Genomic DNA, 14,448 nt, shown 5'->3' with positions numbered 1-14,448 from the left:
ACATGAAAGCAGATATTCTCGTGGTCGGTGGCGGCCTTGGCGGCGTGGCGGCGGCAATGGCGGCTGCAAAGGCGGGCAAGCGCGTGATCATGACCGAAGAATATGACTGGATCGGCGGGCAATTGACCAGTCAGGCCGTTCCGTCGGACGAGCATACTTGGGTCGAACAGTTCGGCATCACCCGGTCCTACCGCGCGCTGCGCAACGGTGTGCGGCAATTTTATCGCGACCACTATCCGCTGACGGAAGGTGCGCGGGCATGGGGCGATCTCAATCCGGGTGGCGGATGGGTGAGCCGCATCTGCGCCGAGCCGCGCGTCAGCCTCGCGGTCATGGAAAGCATGCTGATGCCCTATATCGGTGCTGGCCGCCTGACGGTGCTCAAACCCTGGCGTCCCGTCGCGGCTGACGTCGACGGCGACAGGGTTCGCTCGGTGACTGTTCGCCATCGCGACAGCGGCGCGGAAATCGTCATTTCCGCCGATTACGTTCTCGACGCCACCGAGCTTGGCGATCTGTTGCCCATGACCGGCACGGAATATGCCAAGGGATTTGAGGCGCAGTCAGATACAGGCGAACCCAGCGCGCCGGCTGAAGCCCAAGCCGACAATGTGCAGGCTGTCTCGATCTGCTTTGCCATTGACCATGTCGATGGCGACCAGACAATCGACAAGCCTGAGAATTACGATTACTGGCGCTCTTACCAGCCGCATTTCTGGGGCGGGCCGCTCCTTGGTTTTACCGCGCCAAACCCACGCACGCTCGAGCACACCACCCGCTCCTTCACGCCCAATCCCGATGACGATCCGCTTCTGGTCGACGCCGACCAGCGCAAAGGCGGCGGCGATGAGAACCTGTGGATTTTCCGGCGTATCGCGGCGCGGAAAAACTTTACGCCCGGCTTCTACCAGTCCGATATCTGCCTCGTGAACTGGCCGATGATCGATTACATGGACGGCACGATCATCGACGTGACCGAGGAGGAAAAAGCGCGCCATCTGAAGGCGGCGGCAGACCTTTCCTATTCGGTCTTCTACTGGCTGCAGACGGAAGCGCCGCGTTTCGATGGTGGGCAGGGGTTCCGCGGGCTGCGGCTGCGCGGCGATATCACCGGCACCGACCATGGGCTCGCCATGGCGCCCTATATTCGCGAAAGCCGCCGCATCAAGCCGGTAACGCGCATTGTCGAGCAGGACCTGTCCTACACGGTTCGCGGTGAAAGAGGCGCTGTCCACTATCGCGACAGCATCGGCATCGGCATGTATCGCATCGATCTGCATCCATCCACCGGCGGCGACAATTATATCGACGTGCCGTCATGCCCCTTTGAGATCCCGCTCGGCGCGCTGATCCCTGAGCGGGTAAGAAACCTCATCCCGGCCGGCAAGAACATCGGCACGACGCATATCACCAACGGTTGCTACCGCCTGCATCCGGTCGAATGGAACATTGGCGAAGTGGCGGGAATGCTCGCGGCGCATTGCCTGGAGAATGGCCTCACGCCGCACCAGGTGCAGGAAGACGACAAGCACCTGCACGCCTTCCAGGCGCAACTGACCCGCGAGGGCATCGAGATTCGCTGGCCGGATATCGCAGCATACTAGGACGGCGGTTTGCCGTCTGATCGAACCCATCTTTGGAGGAGGACCGGGAATGAACAATCATTTTAAACTGAAATCCACGGCCTGTGCGCTTGCGCTTATCGGCTCGTTTACGCTTGGCGGTGCTGCCAAGGCGCAGGATGCAGTCAATCTGCGCATGACGATCTGGAGCGCCAATGAGGCGCATCTGAAGCTCTTCAACGATATCGCAGCGGGTTTTAAAAAGGATCATCCAAATGTCAGCGTTACCTATGAGTCCCTGCCATTTGATACCTACACGACGGCGCTCACCACCCAGATCGCGGGCGGCAACCCGCCTGACATGGCCTGGATTTTCGAGACGTCGGCCTATGACTTCGTCAAGTCCGGCGCGCTCTACCCGCTCACCGACACGCTGAAGGCCGCGCCAGGCTATAATCTTGAGGAAGTCAGCGCCGGGGCCACGGAACGCTGGTCGCAGGACGGTACGCTTTACGCCTATCCGTTCTCGACGTCACCCTTTGCCGTCTTCGTCAACAATGATCTCATCAAATCCGCCGGCGCCAAAACCCCTGCCGACATGATCGCTGCCGGCGAATGGACCTGGGAAAACGCCATCGCCACGGCCTCGGCTGTCGCCAAGACCGGCAAGGGCGGCCTTGTCGTCCGCGATTTCAATTACCAGAGCTGGCAATATCTCACCTCGGTCTGGAATGGTTGGGGTGCTTCCCCCTGGAGCGCTGACGGCGCAACCTGCACCATGGCGGAAAAGCCGATGGCGGATGCCATTTCGTTCATCCACGACGCCATCTTCGACAAGAAGGCCATTCCTGGTCCCGGCGAGACGGTCGATTTCTTTGCAGGCAATGCGGCAATGACGATTACACAGATCAGCCGCGCCTCGCTTCTGCCGAAGGACAAGCCGTTCGGTTGGGACCTCGTGCCTCTTCCGAAGGGCCCTGCCGGCGAGTATGCGCTGATCGGCCAGGCGGGCATCGGCGTCATGCAGTCCGGCAAGAATGCGCAGACCGCGGCGGAGTTCGTCGCTTACATGACCAATCCGGAAAATTCCGCCAAGCTCAGCCAGTTCTTCCCTTCAGCGCGCAAGTCTTTGCTGAATGCGCAGGTGCTGAAAAAGACCAATCCGCTGCTCAGCGAGGAGCAGATTGAAAAGGTCGTCATATCGGGCATCGCGACCGGCAAGGTCATGCCCGGCCACACCGGTTTTGCCCAGATCCAGCAGATTGTGCGCTCAAACCTCGACGCGGTCTGGCGGCCGCAGGCCGATGTCGCCGGTGCGCTTCAAAAAATCTGCGGCCAGATCGGGCCGCTCTTGAAGCGCTGAGGAGAAAACGATGGCTGTCGCGCAGGAAGTTACCCGTCGTCCAGATCGCCCGGTGTCGGCGTTCTGGACCATCGCGCGGCGCGACAGCCTTGCAGGCTTCCTGTTCATTGCCCCGCAACTGATCGGGATTATCATTTTCGTGCTGATCCCGCTCGGGCTGGTGTTCTGGTATTCGCTGCATGAATGGAATGTGCTGGCCAACACCTTCACCTATACGGGCGCCCAGAACTACCGGATGTTGATGGAGGACGGCAATCTTCGTGAGGTGCTGGGCGCGACCGCGATCTTCTCCGCCGGGCTAGTCGTGTTCAACCTGTCGCTGGCGCTGCTTCTGGCCGTGTTGCTGAACCAAAAACTGGCCGGCATTGCCATCTTCAGGACCCTGTTCTTCTCGCCGGTCGTCGTGTCGCTGGTTGCCTGGACGATCGTCTGGGGTTTCCTGCTGCAGAAGAACGGCGGCATCAACGGCATGTTGCTGATGATCGGCATCGAAGGCCCAAATTGGCTGCGTGAGGAAACGACCGCGATGATTTCCGTCATCGTCGTGCAGGTCTTCAAGAATGTCGGGCTTAACATGATCCTGTTTCTGGCGGCACTTCAGGGCGTGCCGAAGGAACTCTATGAGGCGGCCCGCATCGATGGTGCGCCCGTCTTCAAGCAGTTTCGTCGCATTACCCTGCCGCTGATCAGCCCGACGATCCTGTTGACCTCGATCATCACCATCGTCGGCTCGCTGCAGGTCTTTGCGCAGATCGCTGTCCTGACCCAAGGCGGTCCGGGTCTGTCGACAACGGTGCTGGTCTATTACCTCTACCAGCAGGCCTTCCAGTTCCATTTCTTCGGTTATGGCTCCACGCTTTCCATCCTGCTGTTCCTGATCGTCGCGGTATTGACCTTCGCCCAATGGCAGATGCGCAAAAGGATCGTCTTTTATGAAAGCTGACCTTTCCCCCCGTATGCAGGTGGCTCTCTACGGGCTGTTGTGCGTGCTGCTGATCCCCTTCGTCTTTCCGACCTGGTGGATGGTGACTTCGTCCATCAAGCCCATCAGCGACATCTTCGCCTTCCCGCCGCAGCTCATCCCGCAGAGCTATGACTGGACGACCTATTCGAAGGTCTTCGAGCTGCAGCCTTTCGTGCGGCAATATTGGAATTCCGCCTATATTGCCGCTGTGGTGACAGTGGGAACCATGATCATTTCCTCGATGGCGGGATATGCTTTTGCGCGGATCCGGTTTCCGGGTTCCAACGCCATCTTCATGATCGTGCTGCTTGGCCTGCTCATTCCGTCGGAGGTGACGATCGTGCCGCTTTTTCAGATGTTTCTGAAGGCGGGCATGGTCAACACGCATTGGCCGCTCATCCTCGTGCCGATCTTCGGCGCGCCCAGTGTCTTTGCCACCTTCGTCATGCGGCAGTTTTTCGTGACGCTTCCAGGCGAGTTGGAAGAGGCGGCGCGCGTCGATGGTCTCGGGCGCTTCAAGATTTTTCGCAAGATCGCACTGCCGCTCGCCAAACCGGCGCTGGCCTCGGTCGCAATCTTCACCTTCCTGCACTCCTGGAACCTGTTCCTCGAGCCTATCGTCTTTCTCTCCAGCGCCGAGATGTTCACGCTGCCGCAGGCGCTGACCCAATATACCGACGCCTATGGCGGACCGATGTGGAATATCCAGCTTGCCGCAGCGACGCTGACGGCGCTGCCCGTGCTCATCGTCTTCGTGATTGCCCAGAAGCAGTTCGTCGAAGGCCTCGCCCATACCGGCCTCAAGGGCTGAAGAACCGGATTTAATCGATGGCTAATGTTTCCCTGTCCGACATCCGCAAAAGCTATGGCGCGGTAAAAACCATTCACGGCGTCGATCTCGACATCAACGATGGCGAATTCGTCGTTCTTGTCGGCCCCTCCGGCTGCGGCAAGTCGACCCTGCTGCGGATGGTCGCCGGTCTCGAAACGATTACCGGTGGCGAACTCAGGATCGGCGAGCGGATAGTCAACGATCTCGACCCGAAGGACCGCGATATCGCCATGGTGTTCCAGTCATACGCTCTTTATCCGCATATGACGGTCGCCAGCAATATGGGTTTTTCGCTGGAGCATCGGGGTTCGAGCAAGCAGGACATCGCCGAGAAAGTGAACTGGGCTGCCGAAATCCTTGGCCTTACCGCCTTACTCGACCGTTATCCACGCCAGCTTTCCGGCGGCCAGCGTCAGCGTGTCGCCATGGGCCGGGCTATCGTTCGCAATCCGCAGGTGTTCCTGTTCGACGAACCCCTGTCCAATCTCGACGCGAAACTGCGCGTCGTCATGCGCGGCGAGATCAAGGCGCTGCACCAGAAGCTCAAAACCACCACGATCTATGTGACGCATGACCAGGTGGAGGCGATGACGATGGCGGACAGGGTCGTCGTTCTGAATGGCGGCAGGGTCGAGCAGGTCGGCACACCGCTTGAACTTTACGACCGTCCGGCAAACCAGTTCGTTGCCGGCTTCATCGGTTCCCCCTCCATGAATTTCCTGCCTGGCGTGATATCGCAAGCCGGTTTTGAAACCGGCGGTGTGGTCCTGCCGCTGCCGGCCGCTGCCGCAGCTCTTGCGGGAAGAGGGGCCACTTATGGCATCCGCCCGGAGCACTTCGCGCTTGACCCTTCCGGCGTGCCGGCCGAAATCCTGCTCGTCGAACCGCTGGGATCGGAAACGCAGGTCACCATGACACTCGGTGGTTCACGGGTGCTCGGCGTCTTTCGCGAACGTATAGGACAGGCGGTCGGCGAGGAGATAAGAATTTCACCGGCTCTGGACGGAATTCATCTGTTCTCGGATGAGAACGGCAATCGTCTGAACTGACTTTGGCATCTACGGCGGTTACGAGCCGCAGACGCCGGGCATGTCCGGGAAAGCCCGACCGCGCTTCGGGCGTCGCCGTCATCGCGACCGGTCATTTCAAAGAAAGCTGCTTTCGAACAGCTCGCCTGAATAGGCGGCATGGGTAATACCCGCTTCAAGGTCGGCCTTGGTCAACTCATCGACAAACACGCCGTTCTGCATCACCAGAACGCGGTCGCACATATGGGCGATCACCGCGAGGTCGTGGCTGACGAGGACAAAGGTCAGGTCGCGTTCTTCGCGCTGGTCGGCAAGCAGGTTCAGGATTTCCGCCTGAATGGAGACGTCGAGTGCAGATGTCGGCTCGTCGAGCAGCAGGATCGGCGGTTCTAGGATCAGCGCGCGGGCGATCGCCACGCGCTGGCGCTGGCCGCCGGAAAGTTCATGCGGGAAACGCTCGGCGAAATGTGCGGGCAGGCCCACCTGTTGCAGCGCGGCCGGAACCTTCGACCAGCCGTCGCCAAGCCCCAAGGCGCGGATCGGTTCGGCGAGAGCCCGGCCGATGCGGTGGCGCGGGTGCAGCGAACCGTAGGGGTCCTGAAACACCATCTGGGCCAGTTTCAGTTCGTCGCGACTGCGGGTCTTCCCGACCGGTTTGCCATTAAAGCTTATGGAGCCGGTCCAGCCGGCCTCCAGCCCAGCCAGCGAGCGCAACAAGGTGGACTTGCCGCAGCCGCTTTCGCCGACGATGCCAAGGGTTTCCCCCTTGTTGACCGTGAGGCTGACGCCGCGCACGACGTGATTGCTCTTTTCCTTTACGCCGTAGACGACGTCGAGTTTGTCTACTGTGATCATCGCAGCACCTCCGCGTCGATTGCCTGACGATCCAGCACCTTGAGACGCCTAACCGGATTGCGGGGATCGGGCATGGCCGCGATCAGGCCCCGCGTATAGGGATGTTGCGCATCCTCCAGCTTCGTCAGCGTTTCCACGACGCGCCCGCCATACATGACCAGCACACGCTCGCAGAAGGCCGCGACCATGCGGATGTCATGGCTGATAAGGATAAGTCCGGAATTATTCTCGCGCACCATCTCGTCCAGGAGCAAGAGCACATCCTTGCGCACACTGACATCGAGGGCCGAGGTCGGCTCATCGGCGATGACGAGTTTCGGCTTGGCGAGCAGCATCATGGCGATCATCACACGCTGGCCCATGCCGCCCGATATCTGGTGCGGATAAAGTGCCATGACACGATCAGGATCGTTGATGCGCACACGCAGCAACATGTCACGGGCTGCATCTCTCGCCGCCTTTCCGGTCAGCGCCAGATGCAGTTCGGCGGCTTCCGCCACCTGTTTGCCGATGGGCAGCACCGGGTTGAGCGAATAACGCGGGTCCTGCATGATCAGCGCCATCTCGCTGCCGCGGATCGCGCCCATTTGCCGCTCGGATTTTGAAAGAAGCGGTTCGCCGAGAAAATCCATTCTCTCTGCCGTCACCGTTGCACTTTTCGGCAAAAGCCGCATGGCGGCCCGGCCGGTGGTGGATTTGCCGGAGCCGGACTCACCGACGATACCGACCCTTTCTCGCCCGACATCGAAATTGACGTTGGACACGGCAGGAATGGTGTTGCGGCCAAAACGGACATTGAGGTCGCGGACCGAAAGGATGGGGGAGCTATCAGGAACGGGCATGACGCGGATCCAGAAGGTCGCGCAGCGTATCGCCGGCGATGTTGAAGGCAAGGCTCGTCAGCAGGATGGCGATGCCGGGCATGACGGCGACCCACCAGTAATCGAGCATGAATTTGCGGCCGCTGGAGATCATCGCGCCCCATTCCGGAAGCGGCGGCTGGGCTCCCAGGCCAAGGAAGCCCAGTGAAGCGGCGGTCAGGATGATGCCGGCCATATTCAACGTCAGGCGAACGATGACCGAGGGAATGCACATCGGCGCAATGTACAAAAACAGGATGCGCATCGGCGAGGCGCCATAGAGACGGGCGGCGGCGACATAGTCGGTATTGCGCACCACAAGCGCTTCCGCGCGGGCAAGACGCGCAATCGGCGGCCATGCGGTGAGCGAGATCGCAATGATTGCCGTGCCGAGACCGGCGCCCATGGCGGCCGCAAAAGCAAGCGCCAGCACGAGTGACGGGAAGGACAGGACGATATCGGTCGCGCGCATCAAGATCGCGTCGGTGCGCCCGCCAAAGAAGCCGGCCATGACGCCGATGGCAAGGCCGATCGGACCGACGATAACCGAGACCGACAGCACCGTCTGGATGGTGATGCGGGTGCCGTAGACGAGCCGGCTGAAAATGTCGCGACCGAATTCGTCGGTTCCGGCCAGATGCACCCAGCTGGGAGGCTGGAGCGCGTTTTCGAGCGCCTGGCGCGCAGGATCGTAGGGTGCAATGAGTGGCGCGAAAATCGCAACCACGACCAGAATGGCCAGAATGGCGAAGCCGAACATGCCAAGCGGTTCGTCTGCGAGCTTACGAAGCGTCCGCATGGTTGTGGTCGAGAGGCGCGACAGGGCGCCGGGGCGATCAACGGTATTGTTATGCGCGATATCAGTCATCGTGCAGCCTCCCGTGTACGGGGATCAAGCGTGGTGTAGGCCAGATCGGCGAGGAAGTTGAGCAACATGAATATGAAGCCGATGACGATTGTGGCGGCGAGGATCGCATTCATATCGCCGATGAGCAGCGCATTCGTCATGTACTGGCCGATGCCGGGCCAGGAAAAAACGATCTCGGTCACCACGGCGCCTTCCAGCAGGTTGCCGTAGGAGATAGCCAGAACGGTGATGAGCTGCACGGCGATGTTGGGCAGTACATGACGGGTTATGGTGCGTGCCGGGCTGACGCCCTTCGCTCGTGCTGCGATGACATAGTCCTGGCTGAGCTGTTCAAGGGTGAATGCCCTCGTCATGCGGGTGATGTAGGCCATGGCCATATAGGCGAGGATGATGGCCGGCAGGATGATATGCCCAAGCGCGTTCCAGAAGATTTCCGTCTCGCCCGCAAGCAGGCTGTCGACGAGCATCAACCCCGTCTTCGGCTCGACAATGCCTTCGTAGAAGACGTCGACCCGGCCGGGTCCGGCGACAAGGTTGAGGTTCGCATAAAAGATCACCAGCCCGACGATGCCGAACCAGAAGACCGGTATCGAATGCCCCACAAGCGCAAAGACCCGCGCGAACTTGTCGATGAAGGTGTCGCGGAAGAGCGCGGCGGCAAGACCGAGTGGGACGCCGATGACCGTCGAGATGATGATCGCTAGCGTGGCAAGTTCGAAGGTTGCGGGAAAGGCCTGCGCCAGATCGCGGGTAACCGGGTTGCCGGTGAGGATAGCAATGCCGAAATCGCCATGCAGCAGTCCGCGCAGGTAGATGAAAAATTGCTGGTAAAGCGGCAGGTCGAGCCCCAGCCGCGCCCGCATGGCCTCGTAGGCCTTGGGGTCGGCAAGTTCGCCGACGATGGCACCGACCGGATCGGTCGGCATGACCCGGCCGATGATGAAGGTGATGCACAGAAGAATGAAGAGGCTGACGATCAGTTGCAGGAAACGATGTCCAAGCCCGCGCAGTGAGATCTCCGTCATTGCTGGCCGCACTTCTCTGTAAGAAAGCCGTCAGCGGCCAGGGTATTGCACGCTGCTCGCCGCAGACGCGCAATTCTCCTTTGCAAAAACTCTCGATGGTACTTCATCCCAACTCCTCCCTGAGTTAACATGAAAACATATGATGTGCGGTCATGTCATCATATGAGTAACGAAGGGATTCGTATTCTGCAAGAGGGAAGAGTGGCATGATGGGCGACAAGGCGAGGCCGCGGGAGAGGCGGGCGCAACAGATCATCGATAATCTCAGCGCAGAAATTCGCAGTGGAAAACTGAAGAATGGGGATCAGCTTCCCACCGAGCCGGAGCTTGAGCGCAGCTATGGCGTGAGCCGCACCGTGGTTCGCGAGGCGATCGCGGATTTGCGTTCCGCCGGCTATGTCGTTCCCATCCAGGGCAAGGGGGTTTTTGTCAGCAACGCCAGTGAGTGGGCCGGCGTGAAGCTGACGCAAACCGAAGTCGGCACCATCGCGGAAACGCTGGAAATGCTGGAGTTCAGGCTTGCGACCGAAGGGGAGGCGGCCGCAATCGCCGCCTATCGCCGCACCGCCCAGCAGGAGGCCGCAATCTCTGCGGCGCACCGGAAAATGGCCCGCGCCATCGATGCGGGTGAAACCACCGTCGATGCCGATTATGAGTTCCATACGGCCATCGCGATCGCCACCAACAACCGCTTTTATCTGGAGGCTCTGCGTCAGTTCGGCTCGCGCTCGATACCGCGTGGGCAATTCCCGACGCTGCCGGAAACTGGTGATGCGAATTATCTTCGCAAAGTGCAGGCCGAGCACGAGGCGATCCTGCGCGCCATCGTCGAACAGGACCCGGATGCGGCGCGAAAAGCCATGCGCGAACATATGCTTGCCAGCCAGCGTCGATACAGGTTGCTGTCGGAAGCGCAATAGCATCTCGACACTCATCTTATTTCATGCGATGTCATATGATGACTTGCATGGAGAGAGGAGAGAATCGATGTATGTCGGCACCCAGGTTGCTGCGCGCGATGACGAGGATTTCAAGGTTTGGGCGCAGCTTGGCGTCAAAAATATCAACGCGGATCCGCCCGGAAAGCCCGCGAGCTGGACTTTCGAGGACTTCGAGCGCCACCGTGACAAGGTCGAAAGCTTTGGCCTCGTTCTCGACATGGTGCAATTGCCCCTGCCATCGCGGCCCATCGAAGAGGCGTCCTATCCCGATATCCTGCTTGCCGGGCCGGATCGCGACCGGCAGATCGATGCCGTCTGCGCGATGATCGAAAATATCGCCAGGGCAGGAATCCCTGCCGCGAAATACAATCTCAACCTTATCGGCATTCCACGCACGGAAATGGAGCGCGGACGTGGCGGTTCGCTCAATGAAGCCTGGCGTTGGGACAAGGCGGACCATGATGCCGCGCCGGGCCTCGCTGGCGTCCTTTCCGAAGATGAGAACTGGGAACGCATCGACTATTTCCTCGAGCGCGTGGTGCCGGTGGCTGAAAGCAACAAGGTGCGTCTCGCCTGCCATCCGCACGATCCTTATACCCCGCCGGGTTACAAGGGGGTGACACGCGTTCTCGGCACGGTCGAGGGGCTGAAGAAATTCGTGCAGATGCGCGAGAGCCCCTATCACGGCCTGAATTTCTGCCAGGGGTCGATCGGCGAGATGCTTGATAATCCGCGCGAGGAGATCGACGACATCATTCGCTGGTTCGGTAGTCGCGACAAGATTTTCAACGTCCATTTTCGCAACATCAGCGGCGGAAAGCTCTCCTTCATGGAGACATTCCCCGATGAGGGCGACATGGACATGGTGCGGTCGCTGAAACTCTATCATGAGCTCGGTTATCGCTACATGATCATGCCGGACCATGTACCGACGATTGCCGGGCGCGATCCCGTCGGCGTGGCTTTCGCCTTCTGTTACGGCTACATCGCTGCCCTGATCGAAGCGCTTGATAACAAACATCTTTGACCGTTCTGGCTCGCGGCGCATCCGGCGTCGCGGCTTTTTCCTGAACATGAATTACCGATCTGTAGGAGGAGCAGGTATGAAAAGAACACTAATCCGTCTCGCATTCACCACCGTTCTGGGCGCAATGCTCGTGCAGGGATCGCCCGTCGCGGCCAAAACCCCCAACGACCAGCTGGTCATTGGAACGTCGCTGGCGCAGGTCCTGTCTCTTGATCCGCACCAGGCGACGGAGGCAAAGGCCAATGAAATCATGGCCAATCTCTATGACCGTCTGATTTCCGTCGATGGTTCGGGCAAGGTTTCCCCGCAGCTTGCCGAGCGTTGGGAGACAGATGACAAGGGCATCACCTTTCATCTGCGCGAGGCCAATTTCGCTTCGGGCAATCCCGTAACCTCGGCCGACGTCGTCTATTCGCTCACTCGCCTGCTGAAGATGAACCAGGCCGCGGCCGCCAATCTGAAGCGCGTGGGTTATAACGCCGATAATATCGACAAGCTGGTCAGCGCACCCGATGAAAAGACGGTTCGCCTCGATCTTTCCGGCGAGACGACCTCCGAACTGCTCCTCTATCGTCTGGCCATGGTCATCGCCAGCGTCGTCGACAGCAAGGAACTCAAGTCGCATGAAAGCAATGGCGACTGGGGCAATGGCTGGCTGAGAACCAATTCCGCCGGTTCCGGTCCCTTTACGCTCAATCGCTGGTCGCCCAATGAGATCATCATTCTCGAGGCCAACAAGAACTACGTGGCCGGTAGCCCGAAAATGCGCCGCGTCATCGTGCGGCATGTGCCGGAAAGCCAGGTTGAGCGCCTGATGCTGGAGCGCGGCGATATCGACATCGCCAGTGCGCTGACGGCTGCCGACCTTGCAACCTTCAACAACAAGCAGGGTTTCCAGATCCAGCGCGTGCCGACGGGCGGCTTTTACGTCCTGTCCATGAATGCCGGCAAGGAGCCTTTGTCCAACCCCAAGGTCCGCGAAGCGATTGCCTATGGCATTGACTACAAGGGCATGGAAAAGACCATCATGGGTCCTTATGGCAAGGCGCGCACGGTGCCGGTGCCGCAAAACTTCGAATACGCCATTGCGAGCCCTGACTGGAAGCTCGATGTGGAGAAGGCGAAGGCTCTCCTCAAGGAGGCCGGTTATGAGAACGGCTTCACGCTCACTCTGAAAACGATTGCGCAGACGCCGCGCATCGATCTCGCCACCGCCATCCAGGCCTCGCTCAGCCAGATCGGCATCAAGGTCAACATCCAGCAGGGGAATGGTTCGGAGGTTATTGCCGCCCACCGCGCGCGGGATTTCGATCTGCTCATTCCGCAGACCGGAGCCTACATGCCGAATGTGCTGGGCTCGATGGAGCAGTTTTCGTCCAACCCCGATAATTCGCTGGCCGCCAACAATGCCGGTAATTTTGTCTGGCGCTCGGCCTGGGACATTCCGGAACTGACGGCGCTCACGGCAAAGGCGTCGCTGGAACCCGATGCCAAGAAGCGCGGCGAAATCTACACGCAGATGCAGGAAATGTTCGTCGCCCAGAAACCGGCGGTGCTGCCGATGTTTGAGAGGTTCGAGCCGATCGTGCTGAATGCGCGCGTCAAGGATTATGTGGGGCATCCCAGCCAGACGACGCGGCTTGAAAACGTAACGAAGGACTGAGGACAAACGACAGCCTTTGCAACAAGTGACGGGCGGTTTTACCGCCCGTTTTTATGAGGTTTTGGGCCCATGCCCCGGAAGGCTTCCGCCGCAAGGTTCATCCGGCGCTTTGCGCTCACGAAGCAACGCGGCAACAGGCGATTGCCGCCGGCATCCCACAATTTCAGGGGGTTTTCTCAAGGACTTCATCGGTTTAGACCGTCCCGCAACTGTTCCTTCCGTCGGGCGAGAGTCGCGAACTCCGCTCACCCACCTCCCGAAGAATGCGTTGACGACAATGAACCTTGCACAGATAAAACTTCCGTCGCGGCCGCTGAGCCTCAAACGCGGCGTCATTTCGGCGCCTGCAGCCTATTATTTTTCCATTCCGGTGCTTCTGGCCATAACGGTCGTCATGCTTGTCGCCGAAGGCCCGGGCATATTGCGCGACTATCAGATCAGCAAAGATCCGCTGGAGATTGAAAACGGCGATATCAGCGGCAGCTGCAAGACGCGCAAGGCGATCTTCACGACCTGCAAGGCCGATCTTTCCTATGACCATGCGGGCGTAAGCTACAAGAAAGACGTCGAGGTCATGTTCGTCGATTTCCATTCCGGCGATTATGAAACCGGACTGGTCATCTCCGCGAAGAACCCGGAACTCGCAACGATTTCGCTGGGTCTTGACATGCTCTGGAACCGCATCATCACGCTTGGCGTGTTTGTTGTTCTTCTCGGTTTCGGCAGTCTGGCGATGCTGTTCACGCTTCTGCGGATCCTGCGGGTTCGTCTGCAACTGCGCAAGCCTGCGCCTTTGTCCGTTATTCCGGTGGCGCTGACGGCGGTTGCCGAAAAACGCAGCCGGCTCTTCGTCACCTATGCCGATACGGTGAGGGACGATAAAACCAAGCGGCAATCTTTTGCGCATCTGGAGCGGGGCCGCATTCCCGTTGTCATTGGTCACACTGGAAAACAGGATGTGGCGCTGGCGGTCCTGCATGGCGACAGCGCCTTGCCGGTTCTGCTTGACGATCAGCTGGAGCGGATCGACCTGACCGAGCAGGAAAGGGCGGAAGCCCTTGCATCAATTGCCCCGATGCTCGCCAGTGAGGCGCAGGAGGCTGCAACGGCCCAGGCCGCGGCGATGAAGAAGGGACCGGGCCTGCTGCGCAGACTGGGCATTTTCGCTGCGATCGTCGCCGTCATCGTCGTCGCGGTGTTCGGTTACTGGCTGTGGTATGTCACAAGCGCTCCCTCGCAGTTCAACTCGCCCGGAATGGACATCAACAACATGCTGCCGGCGGCGCTTAACGAATGGGGTTGCGCCCGGTTGCAGGAGCGTTTCGCCGATGGCGCGGCGCCTTTCGGATGTGCCGCGGCAGATTACCGAAGCTGGAAATAAAGTTTCGGTCAATGATTTTCCCGGGTCGGTTTGCCATAAGCGTGACAGCCTGGCGCGCCGGCCCGCTTTCTTTTTCGTG

Annotated in this window: 13 protein-coding genes; 9 read left to right on the top strand and 4 right to left on the bottom strand. The window is 59.8% G+C overall.

Annotated elements, in window-relative coordinates; translation table 11 throughout:
- Positions 1 to 2 precede the first annotated feature (2 nt).
- Genes BS627_RS11980 through BS627_RS11960 form a run of 5 tightly spaced genes read left to right on the top strand, consistent with a single transcriptional unit; the run spans position 3 to position 5,770 of the window.
- The gene (locus BS627_RS11980; protein WP_077983459.1) at positions 3 to 1,604 is read left to right on the top strand and encodes an FAD-dependent oxidoreductase; all 1,602 of its coding nucleotides are present in this window, start codon (positions 3 to 5) and stop codon (positions 1,602 to 1,604) included.
- Between the two features lie 49 nt (positions 1,605 to 1,653).
- Positions 1,654 to 2,925 carry an ABC transporter substrate-binding protein gene (locus BS627_RS11975; RefSeq protein WP_077983458.1) on the top strand — a complete coding sequence of 424 codons (1,272 nt, stop codon included), beginning with the start codon at positions 1,654 to 1,656 and terminating at the stop codon, positions 2,923 to 2,925.
- A 10-nt stretch (positions 2,926 to 2,935) separates the two neighbouring features.
- Positions 2,936 to 3,868, top strand: a complete 933-nt coding sequence (locus tag BS627_RS11970) for a carbohydrate ABC transporter permease (protein WP_077983457.1) — start codon at positions 2,936 to 2,938, stop codon at positions 3,866 to 3,868.
- Complete coding sequence (locus tag BS627_RS11965; protein ID WP_077983456.1) at positions 3,858 to 4,700, top strand: carbohydrate ABC transporter permease; 843 nt, start codon at positions 3,858 to 3,860, stop codon at positions 4,698 to 4,700. The genes BS627_RS11970 and BS627_RS11965 overlap by 11 nt, the downstream gene beginning before the upstream one ends.
- Positions 4,701 to 4,717: 17 nt before the next feature.
- A complete protein-coding gene (locus tag BS627_RS11960) occupies positions 4,718 to 5,770 on the top strand; it encodes an ABC transporter ATP-binding protein (protein WP_077983455.1) in 1,053 nt (350 codons plus the stop codon).
- A gap of 96 nt (positions 5,771 to 5,866) precedes the next feature.
- Here BS627_RS11960 and BS627_RS11955 read toward each other — a convergent pair whose 3' ends face one another.
- The 4 genes from BS627_RS11955 to BS627_RS11940 all read right to left on the bottom strand — a co-directional run bounded on the left by BS627_RS11955 (position 5,867) and on the right by BS627_RS11940 (position 9,357).
- Complete coding sequence (locus BS627_RS11955; protein ID WP_077983454.1) at positions 5,867 to 6,604, bottom strand: ABC transporter ATP-binding protein; 738 nt, start codon at positions 6,602 to 6,604, stop codon at positions 5,867 to 5,869.
- A complete protein-coding gene (locus BS627_RS11950; protein WP_077983453.1) occupies positions 6,601 to 7,446 on the bottom strand; it encodes an ABC transporter ATP-binding protein in 846 nt (281 codons plus the stop codon). The genes BS627_RS11955 and BS627_RS11950 overlap by 4 nt, the downstream gene beginning before the upstream one ends.
- On the bottom strand, positions 7,433 to 8,263 hold the full coding sequence (locus tag BS627_RS11945) for an ABC transporter permease (protein WP_374638333.1): 831 nt from the start codon (positions 8,261 to 8,263) through the stop codon (positions 7,433 to 7,435). The genes BS627_RS11950 and BS627_RS11945 overlap by 14 nt, the downstream gene beginning before the upstream one ends.
- A 65-nt stretch (positions 8,264 to 8,328) precedes the next feature.
- A complete protein-coding gene (locus tag BS627_RS11940) occupies positions 8,329 to 9,357 on the bottom strand; it encodes an ABC transporter permease (RefSeq protein WP_077983451.1) in 1,029 nt (342 codons plus the stop codon).
- A gap of 206 nt (positions 9,358 to 9,563) precedes the next feature.
- On the opposite strand from BS627_RS11940, the gene BS627_RS11935 reads away from it, so the two are divergent.
- The 4 genes from BS627_RS11935 (at position 9,564) to BS627_RS11920 (ending at position 14,369) form a co-directional block, all read left to right on the top strand.
- Entirely contained in the window at positions 9,564 to 10,277 is a 714-nt protein-coding gene (locus tag BS627_RS11935) for a FadR/GntR family transcriptional regulator (RefSeq protein ID WP_077983450.1), read from the top strand.
- A 67-nt stretch (positions 10,278 to 10,344) separates the two neighbouring features.
- Positions 10,345 to 11,325 carry a mannonate dehydratase gene (locus tag BS627_RS11930; protein WP_077983449.1) on the top strand — a complete coding sequence of 327 codons (981 nt, stop codon included), beginning with the start codon at positions 10,345 to 10,347 and terminating at the stop codon, positions 11,323 to 11,325.
- Between the two features lie 124 nt (positions 11,326 to 11,449).
- Entirely contained in the window at positions 11,450 to 12,988 is a 1,539-nt protein-coding gene (locus tag BS627_RS11925; RefSeq protein WP_245307102.1) for an ABC transporter substrate-binding protein, read from the top strand.
- Between the two features lie 277 nt (positions 12,989 to 13,265).
- Positions 13,266 to 14,369, top strand: coding sequence for a hypothetical protein (locus tag BS627_RS11920; RefSeq protein WP_089153247.1), 1,104 nt, complete (start codon positions 13,266 to 13,268; stop codon positions 14,367 to 14,369).
- Positions 14,370 to 14,448: the final 79 nt, after the last annotated feature.

Origin of the sequence: Agrobacterium salinitolerans, from assembly GCF_002008225.1 — a bacterium.
Classification (GTDB): domain Bacteria; phylum Pseudomonadota; class Alphaproteobacteria; order Rhizobiales; family Rhizobiaceae; genus Agrobacterium; species Agrobacterium salinitolerans.
This window is presented reverse-complemented; position numbering and strand designations above follow the sequence as displayed.